Raw genomic sequence first — 20,116 nt, 5'->3', positions numbered from 1 at the left:
AACCTGAGTTGCTCAGGCGGCGTGCCAACGCCCCGCCGCAGGGCATCTCAGGCGCACAGTTGGGCAGTTGCCTCGGCGTGCGCAGGTGCCGGGGGATGGCCAGCTAGCGCGCGGCGGGCGAGAGGCCCGAGCTACTGCTTAACCAGCTCGACGCGGCGGTTCTTCGCCCGGCCTTCTGCGCTGCGGTTGTCCGCCACCGGGCGTTCCTGGCCGAAGCCGGCGGCTTGCAGGCGTTCGGCCGGGATGCCGGCCGCGACGATGGCGGCCATCACGCTTTGCGCGCGGCGTTCCGACAGGGCCTTGTTGTCTGCCGGCTGGCCGACGTTGTCGGTGTGGCCTTCGATGGCGATCTTCAGCTCGGGCGCGCTGCTGAGCATGCTGACGATCTCACGCACGCTGGCCTGGCCGTCGGCTTTGAGGTCGGCCTTGCCGGTGTCGAAGTTGATATAGAGGGCGATGAAGCCGTTGCGGTTGAGTTCGTCGAGCAGCTGGTTGGCGCTGACCACCTGTTGCATGGCCTCCACTTCGACCAGGCGCAGGCTGTAGCTCTGCGTCGGCGCGCTGTAGATGCCCGGCTCCACGCGCACCCAGACCTCTTTGCCGACGCTGGTCACCTTGAGCGTGGTTTCGCCGCCGTCGCCATCGCTGGGCAGGCGCTCGTAGAGCACTTCGCCACCGATCGACTTGATCGCGTTCTGGTAGTTGCGGATCAGCTGCAGCGGGCTCGGCTGGCTTTCCGCGCTGTCGTGGAAGTAGAGGATCTGCGTGGCCTGGCCTTCGATCGCCTGGCGTTGGGGCACGCCATCCTGGGTGCCGGTGGCGAACTCGACGGCGTTGTAGTTCTGCTGGTACTCGGTGATATGCGAGGCCGGGTAGCGGCTCAGCAGCGGATGGTCCTTGGCGCCGCCGAGGTCTTCGCCGGCCTGGGCCGGGAGCGCCAGGGCGAGTAACAGGCCGCCCAGGGGCAGGCGGTGGAGCAGGGTGGCGAACAGGGTCATGGCGGGGCTCCTGCCGGGTGGGCAATGGCGCGGCGAACTTCCTCGTGCTGAAAAACTCTAGCAGGCCGTTGAAAAATGTAGGCGAGGCAGCCAGCGCAAGGCAAAACAGGCGAAAAAGCGCAGTTTACGAGCTGTAAATGAGCATTTTTAGCCTGTTTTTAACGCTGCGATGGCAACACAGGTAGTTTTTCAACGGTTTGCTAGTCCATGGCCCCGGCGCGTACCGCGCACAGCCGGGCGGCCGGCTTTGCGCTTTACTGCATGCGGGGACTATGGGCGCGGGGGCGAGGCGATGGGGGCAGCACGGTTGGGCATGGCAAGGCTGGCTGCCTGGGCGCGGGCGCCCGGTTATGGTGGCGGGCTGCTGCTGATTGCTCTGCTTGGCCTGGGGCTGACGGGGTGCCAGGGGCGCCTGGCGCATGAGTCGATCGTCAGCAAGAGCAGCGCGCCGCAAGCCGGCGAGTTGCTGCAGACCGATGTCGATCGCATGGCGACCCTGGCCATGCGCGACAACCTCAACAGCCTGTACCAGCTGATGAGCAAGCTGTACCAGCGTAATCCGCAGGAGTGGCAGAAGACCGGGCTGGCGGACCGGGCGGCGGCCGAGCGGGTGATCCACCAGGCCATCGAGCAGAACCGCCCGCTGCCACAACTCGGCGGGCGCCGTGATGTGGCAGCGCTGGATTACGCCCTCAGCCCGGATTTCACCGGTGATCGGGTCGGCACCTTCATCTTCGCCCTGGGCAGCATGCTGGTTACCGCCCACGGCGGGCGTACCGAGTTCTATATCACCGATACCTTCAATGCCGAGTTCATCTACAACGCTGCGCGCAATATCGAAAAGGCCGCCTGGATGCTCGGCCAGCGCCGCGACAGTCGCGGGCGTCCGCTGCTGTTGTCGAACGAGGGCGGCAACCTCAGCTTTGCCGTGGAGTTCGGCAAGATGGTGGCGCGCCTCGACCTGCTGACCCACATGCTGGAGGAGCGCTACCGGCGCCTGGGGGTCAACTATGCGCAGAGCCTGCTGTTCATGAACTTCCTGCCGGTGCAGTGAGGGGCGTGCCTCTGCGGTTTTCGCTGTCGGCGCTGCTCGTAAAATATATTGGACTATGTGGGCGAGAAAAATATTCTTTCCAGTGTGCCGCGCCTTGCCGGTAGCGGTTTATAGCGCTGTTTTGCAAAGCATTCCGGGCGAAAAATGCTCGACCATGTTTGACATATTTTACGGCTTTGGCAGACTGGCTAGCAGGTTCCGACTGCCGACAGGCCGGCTCGGGCAGACGACCAGCGCCTTTCAGGCTTGTAACGAGGGGTGTTCCAGAGCGTGCCAGCGCGGCTCTGGAAGGGGTGTTGCCCAAGCCGCCGTCCTGTGTGTGACAGTCACCGAACCTGCAAAAACAGGCAGCGCCAGGCCTTGGCCGCGCGCCTGCACAGCAATGACAGGCCCGGCCTGTCCCAAGGTGATGTATGTCTAACAACAACACAGTTAACACTGCTAAAACCCCACGCAAACCCGTGGTCCTGATGTCCATGGGCAGCCAGGAGCGCAAGGGTCACGACTACCAGGTGATGACCCACAAATACATCGTGCCCCTCGTCGAGATCTCCGGCTGCGTTCCGCTGCTGGCGCCGACCTGTTGCGGCACCGATGATCTCGAGCAATACCTGGATATGGTCGATGGCGTGTACCTGACCGGTGCCGGCAGTAACATCGACCCGAGCCTCTACGGCCAGGAAAACCTCACCCCCGGCAAATCCCAGGACCGTGACCGCGATCTGTTCGACCTGCCGCTGATTCGCGCGGCCATCGCCCGTGGCCTGCCGATCTTCGGCATTTGCCGCGGCATGCAGGAAATCAACGTGGCCCTGGGCGGCGACATGCACCAGAAGGTCTATGCCGAGCCGGGCTTTGACGATCACCGCGAAGACACCGACGAGCCGGTGGAGGTGCAGTACGCACAAGTCCACGCTGTGCGTCTGGTGCCGGACAGCTGGCTGGCCAAGCTGATGGGCAGCGAGGAGATTCGCGTCAACTCGCTGCATGGCCAGGGCATCAAGACCCTGGGCAAGGGCCTGGAAGCCCTGGCCTACGCCGAAGACGGTCTGGTCGAGGCGTTCCATGCGCCGGCCCTGCCGCAGTTCACCTTCGCCGTGCAGTGGCACCCGGAATGGCGCGCGGCGTCCAACCCGGATTCGGTGAAGATCTTCCAGGCGTTTGGTGATGCCTGTCGTCAGCGGGTCGCGCAAGGCGCCCGTTAAGCGGTAGTCAGGCGGTGCTGGCGCTTCGGGCCGGCACCGCCAGCCGCCTTCCTCGTTACTCCCAGCGCTTGTAGATGCTCGCCAGCTTGCCCGCGTTCTTGAGGCGCTGCAGGGCTGCGCCGAACTGCTCGGCACGCGCTTTATCGCCCTTGGCAAAGGCCACATAACGCGGCATCTCGACCAGCGGTCGCGGCAGGATGCGCACCTGTTCCTGGGCGCGTTGTTCGCGCACGAAATACAGCAGCTGCGTGCGATCGCCAACGATGATGTCGATGCGCCCGGCCAGCAGCATGGAAACCAGTTGGCGCGGGTTCTGCGCGCTGGTGTCGCGGGCCAGGTCGGCGTGGTCGAAGTCGGCGGCGTAGGAATAGCCCCTGACCTGGCCGATCACATACGGCTGCAGGTCTTCCAGCTCTTGCCAGTTCTGGATCGCCAGGGCGTGACGGGTCATGAAGACCGTGGAGCCGGTGCGGATCGGGCCGGCCAGCTCATACTGCGCCATGCGCTCCGGGGTACCGGCAAACTGGAAGGCCATCGCCACTTCGCCGCGATCGAGCATGCGTTTGACCCGCTCCCAGGGATACAGGCGCAGGCTGTAGGCGAGACCGGCTTCATCCATGACCGCCCGTACCAGCTCCACATCCAGGCCCTGCGGGATATCGCTGTCGAGATTGACGAAGCTGTAGGGGGCGAATTGCTCGTCACCCACCACTCGCCATTCCTCCGCCCAGGCCGTCGGGCCGAGCAGTAGAAGCAGACAAAGCAACAGGCTGCGCATGGAAACCTCCGCTTGCAGGCTGATGACCCGGCGCCAGGTTGGGCGCCGGGTGTCTATCAGTCATGCTAGACAATCGTGAGGCGTGGCGTTGGTTGTGGCTGAAATGGCCGGGAGTGGTTTCTGGATGGGCGGCGGCGCGAACTAGGATGGTAGGTGCCGCTCGCTTTTGCCCCCTCTCCTGTTCACGGGAGACGACTGCATGGATGCAGGAGGTAGAGCGGCGCAGGAAGCCAAAGCCGAGGGTTGGGGAGAGGGGCTGTTGCCCCTCAGACCTTCTTGACGAATTCCGACTTGAGTTTCATTGCGCCGATGCCGTCGATTTTGCAGTCGATGTCGTGGTCGCCGTCGCACAGGCGGATGCCCTTGACCTTGGTACCGACCTTGACCACCAGCGAGGAGCCTTTGACCTTGAGGTCTTTGATCACGCTGACGGTGTCGCCGTCCTGCAGCACGTTGCCTACGGCATCCTTGATCACCTTGGCGGCTTCGCCGGCACTGTCCGCGCTGCCGCTGGCGGACCACTCATGGGCGCACTCCGGGCAGACCAGCATGGCGCCGTCTTCGTAGGTGTATTCGGAGTTGCATTTGGGGCAGGGCGGCAGAGTGCTCACGGCGGGTCCTCGGGGGTCGTAAAACTAAAGCCGCATATTATATAGGGTTTTGTCGGTTTTATTCAGCGCGACGCTGCCGGGGGCTGCTTGTCTGTGCCTGTCCGGCCTGGCTGGCGGGGTTTCTGCTCAGGGTGGCGGGGCCGTTTGCGGCCAGTTCAGGGTGCCGCTATCGCTGAAGCGCGCACTGCCGAACAGGCCGCCCGCCAGCTTGCCGTGCAGGGTGTAAGGCAAGCCTTGGCCCTGCTGGTAGCCCGCGGCGGCCCAGGCTTGGCGGATGGCGGCAAGCGCGGAAATGCTCACCGGGACACGAATCAGGGTCTCACCGAAGCGTGGCACCTGACCGCTCTGGTCGCTCACACCGCTGGCCAGCGCATGCCCGTTGACCTCCAGTCGCAGCGCTACACCGTTGAAGTCGAGTGGCTGGTCGTTGGGGTTCTTTACGCGCAGGAGCAGGCTGAAGCGCATCTCCAGGCCTTGGCCGGGAAGCGGCTCCAGGCCTGCCAGCTCGATATGCAGTGTGTCGCGCGGCGCCAGTGCACTGCAGCCACTCAGCGCGATGCCGAGTACGGCGCAGAGCAGGAGAAACAGCCTGGCAGGTCTCTGGGACATCATGGCCTCTGCGGATCGCGGGCGACGCTGTGCGCTGCAGTATAGGGCTGCCCGGAACCTGCTGCTGTGCAGGGCGAGGCTTTCCCGCAGGCAAAAAAAGACCCGGCAAAGTGCCGGGTCAATAACCGTGATTAGCCTGATGAGGAGATAATCTGAAGAGCCCGACTGTTGGCCTTCCAGCTTATCGACTGATCTCGCGACCAGTTGAGTTAATAATAACAATTCTCATTTTTGCGTCAATGGCTAAATGCGAATTATTTTCGACTGGTTGGCAAAATCTCAGAAAAACAAACCCCGGCACGGGGCCGGGGTCGTTTTGAGTGATGTGGCTATCAGGCCAGCTGGTGCTGGGTGCGCAGCTGGGTGACTTCCTTGTTCAGCAGATCGATGCGTCGAGCCATGCTCTCGATCAGGCTGTGGGCGATGCGCGGGTTGCTCTGCATCAGGCTGAGGAACTGGTCCTTGGGAATGACCATGACGGTGCAGGGCTCGCTGGCGATTACCGTGGCACTGCGCTTCTCGCGGGTGAACACGGCCATGGCGCCGAAAATCTCGTCTTTCTGCACATCGCCGACTTTCTGCCCATCGACATGGGCTTCGGCGTGACCTTCGATGATCACGAACACATGGTCGGCATCGTCACCCTGGTGGATCAGCTCTTCGCCAGCGGCAAAGTGCTGGAAGCCGGTGGCCGGGCGAATTTCCGGCTGTTTGAGGCGTGCCAGGGCGTCGGACAGCAGGGCGGTGTGGCCGATCAGGTACTGGATGAACAGTTCCTGGCGCTGCTCGCTACCGTAGATGTGCTTGAACACGTCGGCACGGGAGTAGGGCACCAGGGTCAGTTGTTCTTCGCTGCTGTAGCGGCAGCTGGGCAGGTCGATGCCTTGGCGCAGGCCGACCAGGTCGCCTTCCTGCAGATAGAACAGTGGGCGGTCATCGACCTGGGCGTGCAGCAGGCCGTTCTCGATGATGTACAGCTGGTTGCCGGGCAGAATCTTGGCCAGGTCGTCGACCTGTTCCAGGCGCAAGGGCGAGCCGTTGGGCTGCAGGCCGTCGAGCAACTGCGCAGGAATGCTCTGCAAGCGTTGGATCAGTTGATCGGCGTAAGCCGGTTGCTCCCCGAGTAGGTACATGACTCAAATTCCTTGAACTGGCTGGGCTGACGATAAGGCACGCACGCCCCTGCAACAATAGGTGGCGCCGCGCTTCAGGTAAATCACGGCGCTCGGAGGTTGTGAGCTAGCTCTTGTTGCTCATGCCCAGTGAGTCGACCTGGCCGTTGAGTTCAGCCTTGTGTGCCGGTGGCAGCTCGTTCCAGTGTACGTCCAGCAGTGCGCCCTCGATTGCGTAAAGCAGTACCTTGGAAGCGCGAAAGCCACGGGCGCGCACGGCCCGGTAGGCGTCCACGGCGCCGAGCCGGCGCAGGTCGCTGGCGCTGTGGATGCCGACCGCATGCAGCCATTGCGCCGAGGTTTTACCGAGGTTTTTCAGGTGCTGAAGTTCATCGTTCATTGCGCCTCCATGCATTGCTGCGCAGCTACTGATGAGTGGGATTGGGTAGGCCTGCAAGAAAGTGTAGCGGCCAACTGACAAAACGCTCTTGATGTGGGTCACCCCAGGCTTCAAGCAGCGCGGGTTCCAGGGCCAGCAGCGGATCACGGCCACTGGCCTGCTGCAGGCGTTGCACGGCAGACCAGGTGCCGAGATAGCCGAGCAACTGGGGCAGATCCCAGTGCAGCTGAATGGCGAAAGGTGGTGGCTGCAGGCGCGGAAAGGGCGCCTGGATGTCCCGGTAACCCGCATCGACGCTGGCGCGGCCAGCGGGCCAGTAAGGGCCTAGGGTATTGCTGTAGAAGTCGTCGAGCAGGGCGTCCAGCTCGCTGTCGATGCGTAGCAGGCTGTAGCACCAGGCGCAGAACAGGCCGTTGGGTTTGAGCAGGCGGCGCACTTCGGCAAAGAACGCCGGCGTGGCAAACCAGTGCAGGGCCTGGGCGACGATGATCAGGTCGAGACTGCCATCCGCCAGGGGCAGGGCCTCGGCATCGGCAGCGAAGCAGTCGATCCCTTGCAGATCCTTGGCTGCGTGCAGTTGCTCGGGGCTGCCGTCGCAGGCCAGTACCTGGCTGAAATGCTGCAACAGCGGGCGGCTGGCCTGGCCATTGCCACAGCCAATGTCGAGGGCGCGTTCACTGCTGGGGCTGTTGCTGGCCAGCCATCTGAACAGGGCGTCCGGGTATTGCGGGCGAAAGTTGACGTAGGCATCGGCGCGTGCGCCGAACAGGCGGGTAATTTCACTCATGGGCAAGCGTTGCTCAGCGGGTGCGATAGCGCAGGCGGGTACCGAAGTTGAGGGACATGAGGATTTCGTCGGCACTCAGGTCGGCCGGGAAATAGGCCCCGGAGATCTGTGCGTGGGCGATGCTGGCGCCCTCCATGCAGGCGTGGCGCAGATCCAGGCCGCGCAGGTCGGTGCCGCGAAAGTAGGCGTCGGTGAAGTCGATCCCGCTGGCATCCAGCAGGCGCAGGTCGAGGCCGCGAAAGTCGCCGCCCTTGAGGTCGACTGGGCCGTCCTTGGGCTTTTGCGCATTGAAGTCGCGAACTTTCTCGTTATGCAGCAGGCGATACAGCGGATTGTCGAGTTGACGTGGTTGGCTCATGGGCGACTCCGGACAGGGCTCGAGGCAAGTATAGAAGCTGCCGCGTGCTCTGCCCGGAGCGCGCGTCAGAGACCCGGCAGGCGCTGGCGGATGCTCTCGATCAGGCTGTCCAGGCTGGCGTTGTCATGGGTATCGACGCGCTTGCTGTGGGCCTGCTCGTCATCGTTGAGGGCTTCGCGACTGGCCTGCTGGGCCTCGATCACCGCCAGGGTGGCATCCGATGGGTCGGTGCCGGCGGCCTGACGCTGTTGCAGCCAGCCGGCGATCACCTCATGCGGAGCCTGGCAGTCGAGGATCAGGAAGGGATCGCCATTCTGCTCGGCCACCTGCCAGGCCGCAGCGCGCTGTGCCTGCTTCAGGTAGGCGCCATCGAGCACCACCGGGAAACCGGCGTGCAGGGCGCTTTCCGCCAGTTGGTGCAGGCGCTGGTAAGTGGCGACGCCGGCCTCGGCGCTGTAGATGCCGGCATGCAGCTGACCCTTGGCGGCCTCCGGCTGGTTGCCGAACAGACGCTTGCGCTCGACATCGGAGCGAATGCGGATGGCGCCCAGCTCATCGACCAGGCGCAGGGCCACGTGGCTCTTGCCGACAGCGGAAACGCCGCAAGTGATGGCCAGGAAGGGCGAGGGGATGGCGCTGTAGCTTTCCGCCAGGTTGGCGTAGTTGCGGTACTGGCGCAGGGTCGCGGCTTTCTGCTCGTCCTCGGTCTGGAAGGCCAGGCTGAACAGCGCGACCTTGGCCCGTACCAGGGCGCGGTAGGCCTTGTAGAAGTTGAGCAGTTCCAGGGCGGCATAGTCGCCGGTGTGTTCCAGCCAGGCACTGACGAAACGCCGGGCCAGGTGCTTGAGGCCACGGTCTTCGAGGTCCATGGCGAGGAAGGCGGCATCCGAGGCGATGTCGATAAGGCGGAACGGCTCGTTGAACTCGATGCAGTCGAACAGTACGACCTGACCATCCAGCAGGGTGGCGTTGCCCAGGTGGATGTCGCCGTGGCATTCGCGGATCGAGCCATTGGCCGCGCGTTGTGCCAGTAGCGGTTCGAGACGGGCAAAGCTGGCTTCGGTCCAGGCTTCCAGCGCATCGACCTGGCGCAGATCGGCTGCCTCGCTGAGCATCGGGCGGATCTGTTCAAAGTTCTGCCGCATCGGCGCCATGATCGCGGTCGGCGAGCACAGCGGGTGGCTGCTCGGCACAGCCGGGGTCTGACCATGGAAATCGGCGATCTGCTTGGCCAGGGCCTCGATATGTTCAGGTGTCAGCTCGCCACGGGCCTGCACGGCGCTGAGCAGCTGGCTCTGCGGGAACTGGCGCATTTTCAGCGCGTATTCGATGGCCGGACCTTCGCCGCCGAGCTGTGGGGCGTTTTCGCTGCCACTGATCGGCAGCACTTCTAGGTACAGGCCCTGGGTCAGACGCTGGTTGAGGCGCAGCTCTTCCGCGCAGAAATGCTGGCGGGCGTCCAGGCTGGTGAAGTCGAGGAAGCCGAAGTTGACCGGCTTCTTGATCTTGTAGGCGAAGGGGCCGGTGAGCAGCACCCAGGAGATGTGCGTCTCGATGACCTGAAACCCTTCCACCGGATGGGGGAAAAGGGCCGGGTTCTGCAGGGCGGCAATCAGTGCTTGGCTCACGGTCAATCCTTGCTTTTCTGGTATTTCGGAGGCGGCATTATGGACGCTGTGAGGCGCTCTGCAAACCGCCGGGGAGCGCCTGTTGGGCCTCGGCAAAGTGCGTATAATGCCGCGCCATGACTCGTTCCCGTACTCCGCGCAAAAGCGCCAAACGCCGCTCCGGCGCCTCTCGTCCCTGGCTTGGCTGGGCCCTCAAACTCGCATTGGTCGGGCTGGTGGTGCTGGCCGGCTTCGCCGTGTACCTGGATGCCGTGGTGCAGGAGAAGTTTTCCGGCAAGCGCTGGACGGTGCCAGCCAAGGTCTATGCGCGACCGCTGGAGCTGTTCGTCGGGCAAAAACTGGCCAAGCAGGACTTCCTTACCGAGCTGGATGCCCTTGGCTATCGCCGCGAAAGCGCCGCCGACGGTCCGGGCGCGGCGGTGGTCAATGGCAATCAGGTTGACCTGCATACCCGCGGCTTCCAGTTCTATGACGGCAACGAGTCGGCGCAGCGCCTGCGTGTGCGCTTCTCCGGCGACTACGTCGCCGGGCTCAGCCAGGGCAACGGCAGCAAGCTCGACGTGGCGCGCATGGAGCCGCTGCTGATCGGCGGCCTGTACCCCGCGCACCATGAAGACCGCATTCTGATCAAGCTGGAGCAGGCGCCGCCTTACCTGGTGGAAACCCTGGTGGCGGTGGAGGATCGTGAGTTCTTCAACCACTTCGGCGTGTCACCCAAGGGCATCGCCCGTGCGGTGTGGATCAACGCCACGGCCGGTCAGCTGCGCCAGGGCGGCAGTACCCTGACCCAGCAGCTGGTGAAGAACTTCTATCTGACCAGTGAGCGCAGCCTCAGCCGCAAGCTTACTGAGGCCATGATGGCCGTGCTGCTGGAGCTGCACTACGACAAGAAGGAAATTCTCGAGGCGTACCTCAATGAGGTATTCCTCGGCCAGGACGGCCAGCGCGCCGTGCATGGCTTCGGTCTGGCCAGCCAGTATTTCTTCAGCCAGCCGCTGGGCGAGCTGAAGCTGCATCAGGTGGCGCTGCTGGTCGGTATGGTCAAGGGACCGACTGTCTACAACCCCCGGCGCAATCCTGAACTGGCCCTGAAACGGCGCAACCTGGTGCTCGATCTGCTTGAACAGCAAGGCGTGGTGAGCGCCGAGCAGGTGGCGCTAGCCAAGCAGCAGCCGCTGGGTGTGACCAAGCGCGGCAGCCTGGCCGATAGCTCCTTCCCGGCCTTCCTCGACCTGGTCAAGCGCCAGCTGCGCGAGGATTACCGCGACGAAGACTTGACCGAGGAAGGTCTGCGCATCTTCACCAGCTTCGATCCGATCCTCCAGCTCAAGTCCGAGGCGGCCCTGAGTGAAACGCTCAAGCGCCTGGGTGGGCGCAAAGGTGTGGATGAGGTCGAGGCCGCCATGGTGGTGACCAATCCGGAGAATGGCGAGATTCAGGCCATGCTCGGCAGCCGCCAGCCACGGTTTGCCGGCTTCAACCGCGCGCTGGACGCGGTGCGGCCGATCGGTTCGCTGATCAAGCCTGCGGTTTACCTGACAGCATTGGAGCGCCCGAGTCAGTACACCCTGACCAGCTGGCTGGCCGATGAACCGTTTTCGGTGAAGGGCCAGGACGGCCAGGTCTGGCGCCCGCAAAATTATGACCGCAAGGCCCACGGCACCATTTATCTGTACCAGGGCCTAGCCAACTCCTACAACCTGTCGACGGCCAAGCTCGGTCTGGAACTGGGCGTGCCGGAGGTACTCAAAACTCTTGAGCGCCTGGGCGTCGATCGAGAGTGGCCGGCGTATCCATCGATGCTGCTGGGCGCAGGTGCGCTGAGTCCGATGGAAGTGGCGACCATGTACCAGACCCTGGCCAATGGTGGCTTCAATACACAGTTGCGTGGCATTCGTAGTGTGCTGACCGCTGAAGGGGAGCCGCTCAAGCGCTACCCCTTCCAGATTCAGCAGCGCTTCGATGCAGGCGCCATCTACCTCACGCAGAACGCCATGCAGCGGGTGATGCGCGAGGGCACCGGGCGTTCGGTGTACAGCCAGTTGCCGTCATCGCTGACCCTGGCCGGCAAGACCGGCACCAGTAATGACTCGCGCGACAGCTGGTTTGCCGGTTTCAGTCAGGATCTGCTGGCCGTGGTCTGGCTGGGGCGCGACGATAACGGCAAGACGCCGCTGACCGGTGCGACCGGTGCATTGCAGGTCTGGACCAGCCTGATGGCCAAGGCCGACCCGCTGCCGCTGGACATGCCGCAGCCGGACAATGTGGTGCAGGCATGGGTGAATGCCGGCACCGGGCAGGGCTCGGCAGCCGGTTGTCCGAATGCAGTACAGATGCCGTATATTCGCGGCAGTGAGCCGCCGGCAGGTGCCGCCTGTGGGGTGGCGCCGGATGAAGCGGTGATGGATTGGGTGCGTGGCTGGCTCGAGTGAGACAGCCGATAGAGAGGAAATACATGAGCAAGTGGTGGTTGTCTCTGGTGGTAACGTCGGTCGTGCTGAGTGGTTGCAGCACAGTGCCGCGTGGTTCGATTCCGGTCGTGGATGCCAGTGGCTCGCTGCGTGCGGATGAGCAGGGTGAGGGTGCTGGCGGTTATACGCCGGCGGCTCCAGCTCAGGCGCAGAGCCTGCCGCAGGATTCCGGTGTGGTGGTGATGGTGCCCGGTGGAGTGTCTTCCGCGCCGCTGCAGACTTACCCGGATGGCAGCAGTTCCATGCCCTCCAGCATCAGCTCGGCACCGCTCAGTACAGGGCCGATCTCTTCGGCCGGTAGCTATACACCGAGTGCGCCGAGCATGCCCAGTGGGATTCCCACGGGCGGCGGTTTGAGTGCCGATGAGCAACTCGATGGCCCGGTGCTGGCGCTGCTGAGCACCGCTCAGCAGCAGCAAGGCAGCGGTGACCTCAATGGCGCCGCCTCCAGCCTGGAGCGCGCCCAGCGTATCGCACCGCGCGAGCCGCAGGTGCTCTATCGTCTGGCCGAGGTGCGCCTGGCCCAGGGTGATGCCGCCCAGGCCGAGCAGTTCGCGCGACGTGGTCTGACCCTGGCCAGTGGGCGTCCGGCACTGCAGGCAGGCCTATGGGATCTGATTGCCCAGGCACGCGAGCGTCAGGGTGATGCGGCCGGCGCAGCGCAGGCGCGCGCACAGGCCAAGGTCAGCATGTGATGGGTGAGCGTTTGCCCGCAGTGGCTGAGCAGTTGCTGCTGATTGAACGGGAGTTGCGTGTATTGGGCTGGTGGGCAGATACACCGCCATCGGCGGAAGCGCTGGCCAGTCGCGAGCCTTTCTGCGTCGACACGCTGTCGTTCGAAGCCTGGCTGCAGTGGATATTCCTGCCGCGCATGAAAAGCCTGCTTGAGGCCTCTGCGCCGTTGCCCAATGTATCGGGCATCAGGCCGATGGCTGAAGAGGCCTATCGTGGGCGCGAGCGACAGGCATTGGCGCTGCTGACCGCGCTGGGCAACTTCGATCGGCTGATTGGTGGCGCGAGCTAACTCGCGCCACTCATCGTTTACTGGCAGTTCTCCGCGATGGCCTTCTCGGCTTCGCTGATGCGTTGCTGGCGCTCTTCTTCGGTGATGCGCCGCACTTCGTCCTTGCCTTCTTCCTGTACGCGGATGCGCGGATTGTTCTGTAGCTGGGACAGGTTGGTGCGCACCGTCTCGCAGTACTGCTTGCGCTCAGCTTCCTGCTTGGCCACATCTTCCTTGACCTTGTTGTCGATCGCCTTCTGCTCGTCTGTGTCGGCTACCGCTGCGGCAGGCTTCGTAGCTGCGGGGGCGGGTGTCTTCGGCGTGGCCACGTTGGTGTTGATACTGGTCGCCTGCTGTCCTTCCGGCGGCTGTGAGCCAAAGTGGGTGTTGCCTTGCGCGTCGACCCATTTGTAGACCTGGCCGGCCATGGCGGTAGTGCTCAGGGCGAGCAGCAAACTGCCCGTGAGAATCAAGCGACGCATGTTGTTTCCTTTTATTAGCTGCAGAACCTAAGCGTTACTATAACCAAAACCCGGCAAACGTCATCCTGCGGCATGTCACAGCTCTCAGAACCTGGTTACGATCTTTTGAGCTAGAGCCAGGCAAGGCGAAATTGGGCGAGGACGCGGAGTTTACAGCGTGTAAATGAGCAGTCCGAGCCCGATTTCAACGCAGCATGGCCGACGATCAAGAGATCCTAAACAGGTTCTCAGACGAGGATTCCGTGCTCGACAGCTTGACTTAGTGTGCGCTAATCAGAACAATCCCACGTTCCGTTGTAGTGGGGTCCGCCGCAAGCGTCCCCCAGCTCAGCGAAAAAAGGCGCTACCCGTGCCGACCCCCGTTACACCCGCAACGCGTTACCTCGCGCTGGGAAGGAAAGGCTCCGCAAGATTGAGCCATTCCGTTACTCGTCAAGCAGACCTCGTAGTATCCGCGACCACAGTCGCCGCCTGTTTGCTGACCGGTAAGACCTACTTCAAGGACCACTCGTTGACGGGTGGTAATCTGGCGTTCTAGAGGTGAACAACGTGGAGCTTTTATCCGGCGCTGAAATGGTCGTCCGCTCGCTGCGTGACGAAGGCGTTAAGTATATCTATGGGTACCCGGGCGGTGCCCTCCTGCACATCTACGATGCCCTGTTCAAAGAGCCGGAAGTGACCCATATCCTGGTTCGTCACGAGCAGGCTGCAACCCATATGGCTGACGGCTATGCCCGCGCCACCGGCAAGGCCGGCGTGGTGCTGGTAACCTCTGGTCCGGGTGCGACCAATGCCATCACCGGCATCGCCACCGCTTATATGGACTCGATCCCGATGGTCGTCATCTCCGGTCAGGTGCCTAGCACCGTGGTCGGTACCGATGCCTTCCAGGAAACCGACATGGTCGGTATTTCCCGCCCGATCGTGAAGCACAGCTTCATCATCAAGCATCCTTCGGAAATCCCCGAAGTGATCAAGAAAGCCTTCTATCTCGCCCAGTCCGGCCGCCCAGGCCCGGTGGTCGTGGATATTCCGAAGGACATGGGCGATCCGTCGCAGAAGTTCGAATACAGCTACCCGAAGAAGGTCAAGCTGCGCTCCTACAGCCCGGCTACCCGTGGTCATTCCGGGCAGATCCGCAAGGCCGCCGAGATGATTCTGGCTGCCAAGCGTCCGGTACTGTATTCCGGTGGCGGCGTGATCATGGGCGGCGCGTCCGAGCAACTGACCGAACTGGCCAAGATGCTCAACATCCCGGTGACCAACACCCTGATGGGCCTTGGCGCCTTCCCGGGTAACGATCGCCAGTTCGTCGGCATGCTCGGCATGCACGGCAGCTACACCGCCAACCTGGCCATGCACCACGCCGATGTGATCCTGGCTGTCGGCGCGCGTTTCGATGACCGCGTGATCAATGGTGAAACGGGCGCCAAGTTCTGCCCGAACGCCAAGATCATTCATATCGATATCGACCCGGCTTCGATCTCCAAGACCATCAAGGCCGACATCCCGATCGTCGGCCCGGTGGACAGCGTGCTGACAGAGATGGTCGCCATCCTCAAGGAAATCGGCGAGACCCCGAACAAGGACGTCGTTGCCAGCTGGTGGAAGCAGATCGACGAGTGGCGCGGTAGCGGCCGCCTGTTCCCTTACAACGAGGGTGACGGCAGCATCATCAAGCCGCAGAGCGTGATCGAGACCCTCAGCGAAGTGACCAAGGGCGATGCCTTCATCACCTCCGACGTGGGCCAGCACCAGATGTTCGCGGCGCAGTACTACCGCTTCAACAAGCCGAACCGCTGGATCAACTCCGGTGGCCTGGGCACCATGGGCTTCGGTTTCCCCGCGGCGATGGGCGTCAAGCTGAACTTCCCGGAGGCCGACGTGGCCTGCGTCACCGGTGAAGGCAGCATCCAGATGAACATCCAGGAACTGTCGACCTGCCTGCAGTACGACCTGCCGGTGAAGATCATCAACCTGAACAACGGTGCCCTCGGCATGGTTCGCCAGTGGCAGGACATGCAGTACAGCAGCCGTTACTCGCACTCTTACATGGAATCGCTGCCTGACTTCGTCAAGCTGGCTGAGGCCTATGGTCACGTGGGCATGCGCATCACCGACCTGAAAGACCTCAAGCCGAAGATGGAAGAAGCCTTCGCCATGAAGAACCGCCTGGTATTCCTCGACATCGCCGTGGATACCAGCGAGCACGTGTACCCGATGCAGATTCGCGGCGGTGCCATGCGTGACATGTGGCTGAGCAAGACGGAGCGGACCTGAACATGCGCCATATCATCTCCCTGTTGCTGGAAAACGAACCCGGCGCCCTGTCGCGCGTGGTCGGCCTGTTCTCCCAGCGCAACTACAACATCGAAAGCCTGACCGTGGCGCCGACCGAAGACCCGACTCTGTCGCGTCTGACGCTGACCACCGTAGGGCATGACGATGTGATCGAGCAGATCACCAAGAACCTCAACAAGCTGATCGAAGTGGTCAAGCTGGTGAACCTGTCGGAAAGCGCGCATATCGAACGCGAGCTGATGCTGGTCAAGGTCAAGGCCACCGGCGCCCAGCGCGCCGAGGTCAAGCGCACCACTGACATCTTCCGCGGACAGATCGTCGACGTGACCAGCAGCGTCTACACCATTCAGCTGGCCGGCACGAGCGACAAGCTGGACAGCTTCATCCAGGCCGTCGGCACCGCGTCGATCCTGGAAACCGTACGCAGCGGCGTCACCGGGATTGCCCGTGGCGACAAAGTACTCAGCATCTAACTCTTTAGCGAACGGCCCACGAGGCCAGAAAATAGGGGAATTCCCATGAAAGTGTTTTACGACAAAGACTGTGACCTCTCGATCATCCAGGGCATGAAAGTCGCCATCATCGGCTACGGCTCCCAGGGCCATGCCCAGGCATGCAACCTGAAAGACTCTGGCGTTGACGTGACCGTCGGCCTGCGTCCAGGTTCGGCCACCCGTGCCAAGGCTGAAGCTCACGGTCTGAAAGTGGCTGACGTGCCTGCTGCCGTCGCTGCCGCTGACCTGGTCATGATCCTGACCCCGGACGAGTTCCAGTCCCAGCTGTACAAGAATGAAGTCGAGCCGAACATCAAGAAAGGCGCGACCCTGGCCTTCTCCCACGGCTTCGCCATTCACTACAACCAGGTTGTGCCGCGTGCCGACCTCGACGTGATCATGATCGCGCCGAAGGCCCCGGGCCACACCGTGCGTTCCGAGTTCGTCAAAGGCGGTGGTATCCCTGACCTGATCGCTATCTACCAGGACGCTTCCGGCAAAGCCAAGAACGTTGCCCTGTCTTACGCCGCTGGCGTCGGTGGCGGCCGTACCGGCATCATCGAAACCACCTTCAAAGACGAGACCGAAACCGACCTGTTCGGTGAGCAAGCCGTTCTCTGCGGCGGTTGCGTCGAGCTGGTCAAAGCCGGTTTCGATACCCTGGTTGAAGCCGGTTACGCGCCGGAGATGGCCTACTTCGAGTGCCTGCACGAGCTGAAGCTGATCGTCGACCTGATGTTCGAAGGCGGCATCGCCAACATGAACTACTCGATCTCCAACAACGCCGAGTACGGTGAGTACGTCACCGGTCCGGAAGTCATCAACGCCGAATCCCGTCAGGCCATGCGCAACGCTCTGAAGCGCATCCAGAACGGCGAATACGCGAAGATGTTCATCCAGGAAGGCGCGTCGAACTACGCTTCGATGACCGCTTACCGCCGCAACAATGCTGCTCACGGCATCGAAGTGGTTGGCGAGAAGCTGCGCGCAATGATGCCGTGGATCGCTGCCAACAAGATCGTCGACAAGGCCAAGAACTAAGGTCTTCTGACGTTCTAAAAGACGCGGCTACGGCCGCGTTTTTTTATGCTCGTTGCGGGCTTCTGGTATAAAGCCCATTCGTTTGCAGGGCGCCGGCGAACCTAGCTCGCCGGCTCCGGTCGAAGTTTAACCACACCGTTGCAAGGTATTGTTCATGAACGAACGTCCCGAGGAATCTGGCTCTGCCCCCCAGGGGGAAAGCATTCTGCCTATCGATGAGCATGTGGAGGAGGGGCACGATGCCGAAGGGCGCAAGGTGCGTCATCGCGGTATCTACCTGTTACCTAACCTGTTCACCACCGGCAACTTGTTTGCGGGCTTCTTCGCCATCATCAGTGCCATGAATGGCAAGTACGAGTACGCGGCGGTCGCTATCTTCATCGCCATGGTGCTCGATGGCCTGGATGGCCGAGTTGCACGACTGACCAACACCCAGAGCGCATTTGGCGCTGAGTACGACTCACTGTCGGACATGGTCGCCTTTGGCTTGGCGCCGGCGTTGCTGGCCTATCAGTGGGCCTTGTCTGAGTTGGGCAATGTCGGGCTTACGGTCGCCTTCATCTATACGGCTTGCGCCGCGTTGCGTCTGGCCCGCTTCAATACCCAGATCGGCAAGGTCGACAAGAAGTGGTTTGTCGGTCTCGCCAGTCCGGCCGCTGCCGGGGTTGTTGCCGGGATGGTCTGGGCGCTGAAGGACTTTGGTGTCGATGGCGTGGACATGCCTGTTCCGGTGGTCATGCTCTATGCCTTGCTGGTGGCCATGGCCGGCGTGCTGATGGTCAGCAATATCAAGTTCTACAGCTTCAAGGATCTTGATTTCAAAGGGCGTGTGCCTTTCGTGGCGATGCTGGTCGTGGTGCTGGTGTTTGCCGTGGTCTTCAGTGACCCGCCGCGTATTCTGCTATTGATCTTCCTTGCCTATGCGGCTTCCGGTCCTGTGCAATATTTGTTGCAACTGCGCCGTGATAAGGTCGCCGAGTGATGTAATTTCCTGCCGGCTCCGCGGTCTATTTGCGCATCAGTCGTCCTTAGCTGCGGAGCCACCATGCTGATCAAAGTCCCCCTCGCGTCCGCTGCGCGCGAATCCGAAATTACGTCCGAATCTGTCTATCTCTCGCGTCGCACATTCATGGCAGCGGCCGGCGGCCTTGCAGCTATGAGTGCATTGCCGCTGCAGGCGGAGACTTCGCGCTATGCCGATGTCGAGGCTGCGAGCAGTCCCGCCTGGTTTACCGAGAAGCTTCCAGACGTGAAGTGGGGGGCGGTCGCGGCTGGCGATGAAGCCCTGACGCCATTCAAGGATGCCACGCACTACAACAACTTCTATGAGTTCGGCACCAACAAGGGTGACCCGGCACGATACGCCGACAAACTTGAAGTAGAGCCATGGACGGTAATGATTGATGGTGAAGTGGCCAAGCCAGGGCCGATTTCTCTGGAGTCTTTGGTGCAGCCTCATCGTTTGGAAGAGCGCATCTACCGGTTGCGCTGTGTCGAGGGCTGGTCGATGGTTATTCCCTGGTTGGGTTTCCCCCTGGCGGATTTGCTCAAGCGTGCAGAGCCGACCAGCAAAGCCAGGTACGTGCGCTTCGAAACCAGGGTTGCGCCCGAGCAGATGTCCGGCGTGCGTTCGGGCTTTTCCTTGATCGACTGGCCGTACCGCGAGGGGTTGCGCCTGGATGAGGCGATGCATCCGCTGTCTATCATGGCTGTTGGACTCTATGGGCGCGTATCGCCTAACCAGAATGGGGCGCCGTTACGTCTGGTGGTGCCATGGAAGTACGGCTTCAAGAGCATCAAGTCGATCGTGCGCATCAGTCTGGTTGCCGAGCAGCCGGCCACCACGTGGGAGAGTTTGGCGCCGGATGAGTATGGCTTCTATGCCAACGTCAATCCGCAGGTCGATCATCCGCGCTGGAGTCAGGCAACCGAGCGGCGCCTGCCCAATAGTCTGTTCAGTCCCAATGTGGTACCGACCAGGCTGTTCAATGGCTATGACGAAGTCGCTTCTCTTTATAGTGATCTGGATCTGCGGAAGTACTACTGATGCGTTATCGAGTCTGGCGAGTCGTCGTCTTCCTCTTGGCGTTGCTTCCCCCTTTGCTGTGGCTATATATGGGGCTGACTCAGCAGTTGGGGCCAGATCCCGGCAAGGTTCTGGTGGATAACCTGGGGCAAGGAGCGTTGGTCCTGCTATTGCTAACGTTAAGCATGACGCCTTTGCGGCGCCTGAGTGCCTGGGGTGGGTGGATTGCTGTGCGCCGCCAGCTCGGTCTGTGGTGCTTTACCTATGCCCTGTTGCACGTTGCGGGATATCTGACGTTCATCCTGGGACTGCGCTTTGATCGACTGCTGGATGATCTGAGTGAGCGGCCTTACATCATCGTCGGCGCCATGGCTTTTATCGGGCTGTGGCTCCTGGCACTGACTTCGAATCACTACAGTGTGCGCAGGCTGGGTGCGCGTTGGCGGAAGTTGCACAAGCTGGTCTATGCAATCCTCGTTCTGGGTCTGCTGCATATGCTCTGGGTTGCGCGTTCCGATATCGGCGAGTGGGTGCTTTATGCAGTGTTTGGCGCGACTTTGCTGATGTTGCGCATTCCGGCCGTGGCAGCCTGGCTCTCGGCTCGTCCGGGGACGTTAAAAAGTTTCAGAAAGGCATTGACGGCGAAATCTGCGGGCCTATAATGCGCACCTCTTCCGGCGCAGCCTGATCTGAAAACTCCTTGCTAAACAAAGAGTTAGATGAAAATAAAGGTTGCGGCGGTGGCGGATTCGAGTAGA

21 protein-coding genes are annotated in these 20,116 nt (G+C 62.1%); 11 read left to right on the top strand and 10 right to left on the bottom strand.

Features of this window, described 5'->3' with window-relative positions; all coding sequences use genetic code 11:
- Window positions 1–131 precede the first annotated feature (131 nt).
- Window positions 132–998 carry an OmpA family protein gene (locus H3H45_RS00105; protein ID WP_182831757.1) on the bottom strand — a complete coding sequence of 289 codons (867 nt, stop codon included), beginning with the start codon at window positions 996–998 and terminating at the stop codon, window positions 132–134.
- Window positions 999–1,311: 313 nt separating this feature from the next.
- Here H3H45_RS00105 and H3H45_RS00100 point away from each other — a divergent pair, with 313 nt between their 5' ends.
- Together H3H45_RS00100 and H3H45_RS00095 are read left to right on the top strand one after the other, a co-directional pair.
- Window positions 1,312–2,052: a hypothetical protein gene (locus H3H45_RS00100; RefSeq protein WP_182831756.1), complete on the top strand. Its 741-nt coding sequence runs from the start codon at window positions 1,312–1,314 to the stop codon at window positions 2,050–2,052.
- Window positions 2,053–2,465: 413 nt separating this feature from the next.
- Window positions 2,466–3,257, top strand: a complete 792-nt coding sequence (locus H3H45_RS00095) for a gamma-glutamyl-gamma-aminobutyrate hydrolase family protein (RefSeq protein ID WP_182831755.1) — start codon at window positions 2,466–2,468, stop codon at window positions 3,255–3,257.
- A gap of 55 nt (window positions 3,258–3,312) precedes the next feature.
- On the opposite strand, the gene H3H45_RS00090 is transcribed toward H3H45_RS00095, so the two are convergent.
- The 8 genes from H3H45_RS00090 to H3H45_RS00055 all read right to left on the bottom strand — a co-directional run bounded on the left by H3H45_RS00090 (window position 3,313) and on the right by H3H45_RS00055 (window position 9,540).
- Window positions 3,313–4,035 (bottom strand): substrate-binding periplasmic protein, encoded by a 723-nt coding sequence (locus H3H45_RS00090; protein ID WP_182831754.1) that lies wholly within the window; start codon window positions 4,033–4,035, stop codon window positions 3,313–3,315.
- A 266-nt stretch (window positions 4,036–4,301) separates the two neighbouring features.
- A complete protein-coding gene (locus tag H3H45_RS00085; protein ID WP_182831753.1) occupies window positions 4,302–4,646 on the bottom strand; it encodes a zinc ribbon domain-containing protein YjdM in 345 nt (114 codons plus the stop codon).
- 126 nt (window positions 4,647–4,772) lie between these two features.
- Window positions 4,773–5,255 (bottom strand): LEA type 2 family protein, encoded by a 483-nt coding sequence (locus H3H45_RS00080; RefSeq protein ID WP_182831752.1) that lies wholly within the window; start codon window positions 5,253–5,255, stop codon window positions 4,773–4,775.
- Window positions 5,256–5,587: 332 nt separating this feature from the next.
- Window positions 5,588–6,388, bottom strand: a complete 801-nt coding sequence (locus H3H45_RS00075) for a cyclic nucleotide-binding domain-containing protein (RefSeq protein ID WP_173203866.1) — start codon at window positions 6,386–6,388, stop codon at window positions 5,588–5,590.
- 106 nt (window positions 6,389–6,494) lie between these two features.
- Window positions 6,495–6,767, bottom strand: coding sequence for a TfoX/Sxy family protein (locus H3H45_RS00070; RefSeq protein ID WP_182831751.1), 273 nt, complete (start codon window positions 6,765–6,767; stop codon window positions 6,495–6,497).
- Window positions 6,768–6,792: 25 nt separating this feature from the next.
- Window positions 6,793–7,554, bottom strand: a complete 762-nt coding sequence (locus H3H45_RS00065) for a class I SAM-dependent methyltransferase (protein WP_182831750.1) — start codon at window positions 7,552–7,554, stop codon at window positions 6,793–6,795.
- Between the two features lie 13 nt (window positions 7,555–7,567).
- Window positions 7,568–7,912: a pentapeptide repeat-containing protein gene (locus H3H45_RS00060; RefSeq protein WP_182831749.1), complete on the bottom strand. Its 345-nt coding sequence runs from the start codon at window positions 7,910–7,912 to the stop codon at window positions 7,568–7,570.
- A 65-nt stretch (window positions 7,913–7,977) separates the two neighbouring features.
- Window positions 7,978–9,540, bottom strand: coding sequence for a bifunctional aminoglycoside phosphotransferase/ATP-binding protein (locus tag H3H45_RS00055; protein ID WP_182831748.1), 1,563 nt, complete (start codon window positions 9,538–9,540; stop codon window positions 7,978–7,980).
- A 116-nt stretch (window positions 9,541–9,656) separates the two neighbouring features.
- Between H3H45_RS00055 and mrcB the strand changes: the two genes are divergently transcribed.
- Genes mrcB through H3H45_RS00040 form a run of 3 tightly spaced genes read left to right on the top strand, consistent with a single transcriptional unit; the run spans window position 9,657 to window position 13,035 of the window.
- Window positions 9,657–11,972 carry a penicillin-binding protein 1B gene (gene mrcB / locus H3H45_RS00050; RefSeq protein ID WP_182831747.1) on the top strand — a complete coding sequence of 772 codons (2,316 nt, stop codon included), beginning with the start codon at window positions 9,657–9,659 and terminating at the stop codon, window positions 11,970–11,972.
- A 23-nt stretch (window positions 11,973–11,995) separates the two neighbouring features.
- Window positions 11,996–12,706, top strand: a complete 711-nt coding sequence (locus H3H45_RS00045) for a tetratricopeptide repeat protein (protein ID WP_182831746.1) — start codon at window positions 11,996–11,998, stop codon at window positions 12,704–12,706.
- Window positions 12,706–13,035, top strand: a complete 330-nt coding sequence (locus tag H3H45_RS00040; protein ID WP_182831745.1) for a YqcC family protein — start codon at window positions 12,706–12,708, stop codon at window positions 13,033–13,035. The genes H3H45_RS00045 and H3H45_RS00040 overlap by 1 nt, the downstream gene beginning before the upstream one ends.
- Window positions 13,036–13,052: 17 nt before the next feature.
- Here the strand turns inward: H3H45_RS00040 and H3H45_RS00035 are convergent, their stop codons facing one another.
- Window positions 13,053–13,496 (bottom strand): DUF4124 domain-containing protein, encoded by a 444-nt coding sequence (locus H3H45_RS00035; RefSeq protein WP_182831744.1) that lies wholly within the window; start codon window positions 13,494–13,496, stop codon window positions 13,053–13,055.
- Between the two features lie 549 nt (window positions 13,497–14,045).
- Between H3H45_RS00035 and H3H45_RS00030 the strand changes: the two genes are divergently transcribed.
- The 6 genes from H3H45_RS00030 (at window position 14,046) to msrQ (ending at window position 20,020) form a co-directional block, all read left to right on the top strand.
- Window positions 14,046–15,776, top strand: a complete 1,731-nt coding sequence (locus H3H45_RS00030; RefSeq protein WP_182831743.1) for an acetolactate synthase 3 large subunit — start codon at window positions 14,046–14,048, stop codon at window positions 15,774–15,776.
- 2 nt (window positions 15,777–15,778) lie between these two features.
- On the top strand, window positions 15,779–16,270 hold the full coding sequence (ilvN, locus tag H3H45_RS00025) for an acetolactate synthase small subunit (RefSeq protein ID WP_173203892.1): 492 nt from the start codon (window positions 15,779–15,781) through the stop codon (window positions 16,268–16,270).
- A gap of 45 nt (window positions 16,271–16,315) precedes the next feature.
- The gene (gene ilvC, locus H3H45_RS00020; protein ID WP_173203894.1) at window positions 16,316–17,332 is read left to right on the top strand and encodes a ketol-acid reductoisomerase; all 1,017 of its coding nucleotides are present in this window, start codon (window positions 16,316–16,318) and stop codon (window positions 17,330–17,332) included.
- A 154-nt stretch (window positions 17,333–17,486) separates the two neighbouring features.
- The gene (gene pssA / locus H3H45_RS00015; RefSeq protein ID WP_182831742.1) at window positions 17,487–18,314 is read left to right on the top strand and encodes a CDP-diacylglycerol--serine O-phosphatidyltransferase; all 828 of its coding nucleotides are present in this window, start codon (window positions 17,487–17,489) and stop codon (window positions 18,312–18,314) included.
- A 63-nt stretch (window positions 18,315–18,377) separates the two neighbouring features.
- Window positions 18,378–19,379, top strand: a complete 1,002-nt coding sequence (msrP, locus tag H3H45_RS00010) for a protein-methionine-sulfoxide reductase catalytic subunit MsrP (protein WP_182831741.1) — start codon at window positions 18,378–18,380, stop codon at window positions 19,377–19,379.
- A complete protein-coding gene (gene msrQ, locus H3H45_RS00005) occupies window positions 19,379–20,020 on the top strand; it encodes a protein-methionine-sulfoxide reductase heme-binding subunit MsrQ (protein WP_182831740.1) in 642 nt (213 codons plus the stop codon). The genes msrP and msrQ overlap by 1 nt, the downstream gene beginning before the upstream one ends.
- The last annotated feature ends 96 nt before the right edge of the window (window positions 20,021–20,116 follow it).

This window comes from Aquipseudomonas guryensis, assembly GCF_014164785.1.
GTDB lineage: Bacteria > Pseudomonadota > Gammaproteobacteria > Pseudomonadales > Pseudomonadaceae > Aquipseudomonas > Aquipseudomonas guryensis.
The sequence above is the reverse complement of the archived record's forward strand: the minus strand, read 5'-3'. Positions and strand labels throughout refer to the sequence as shown.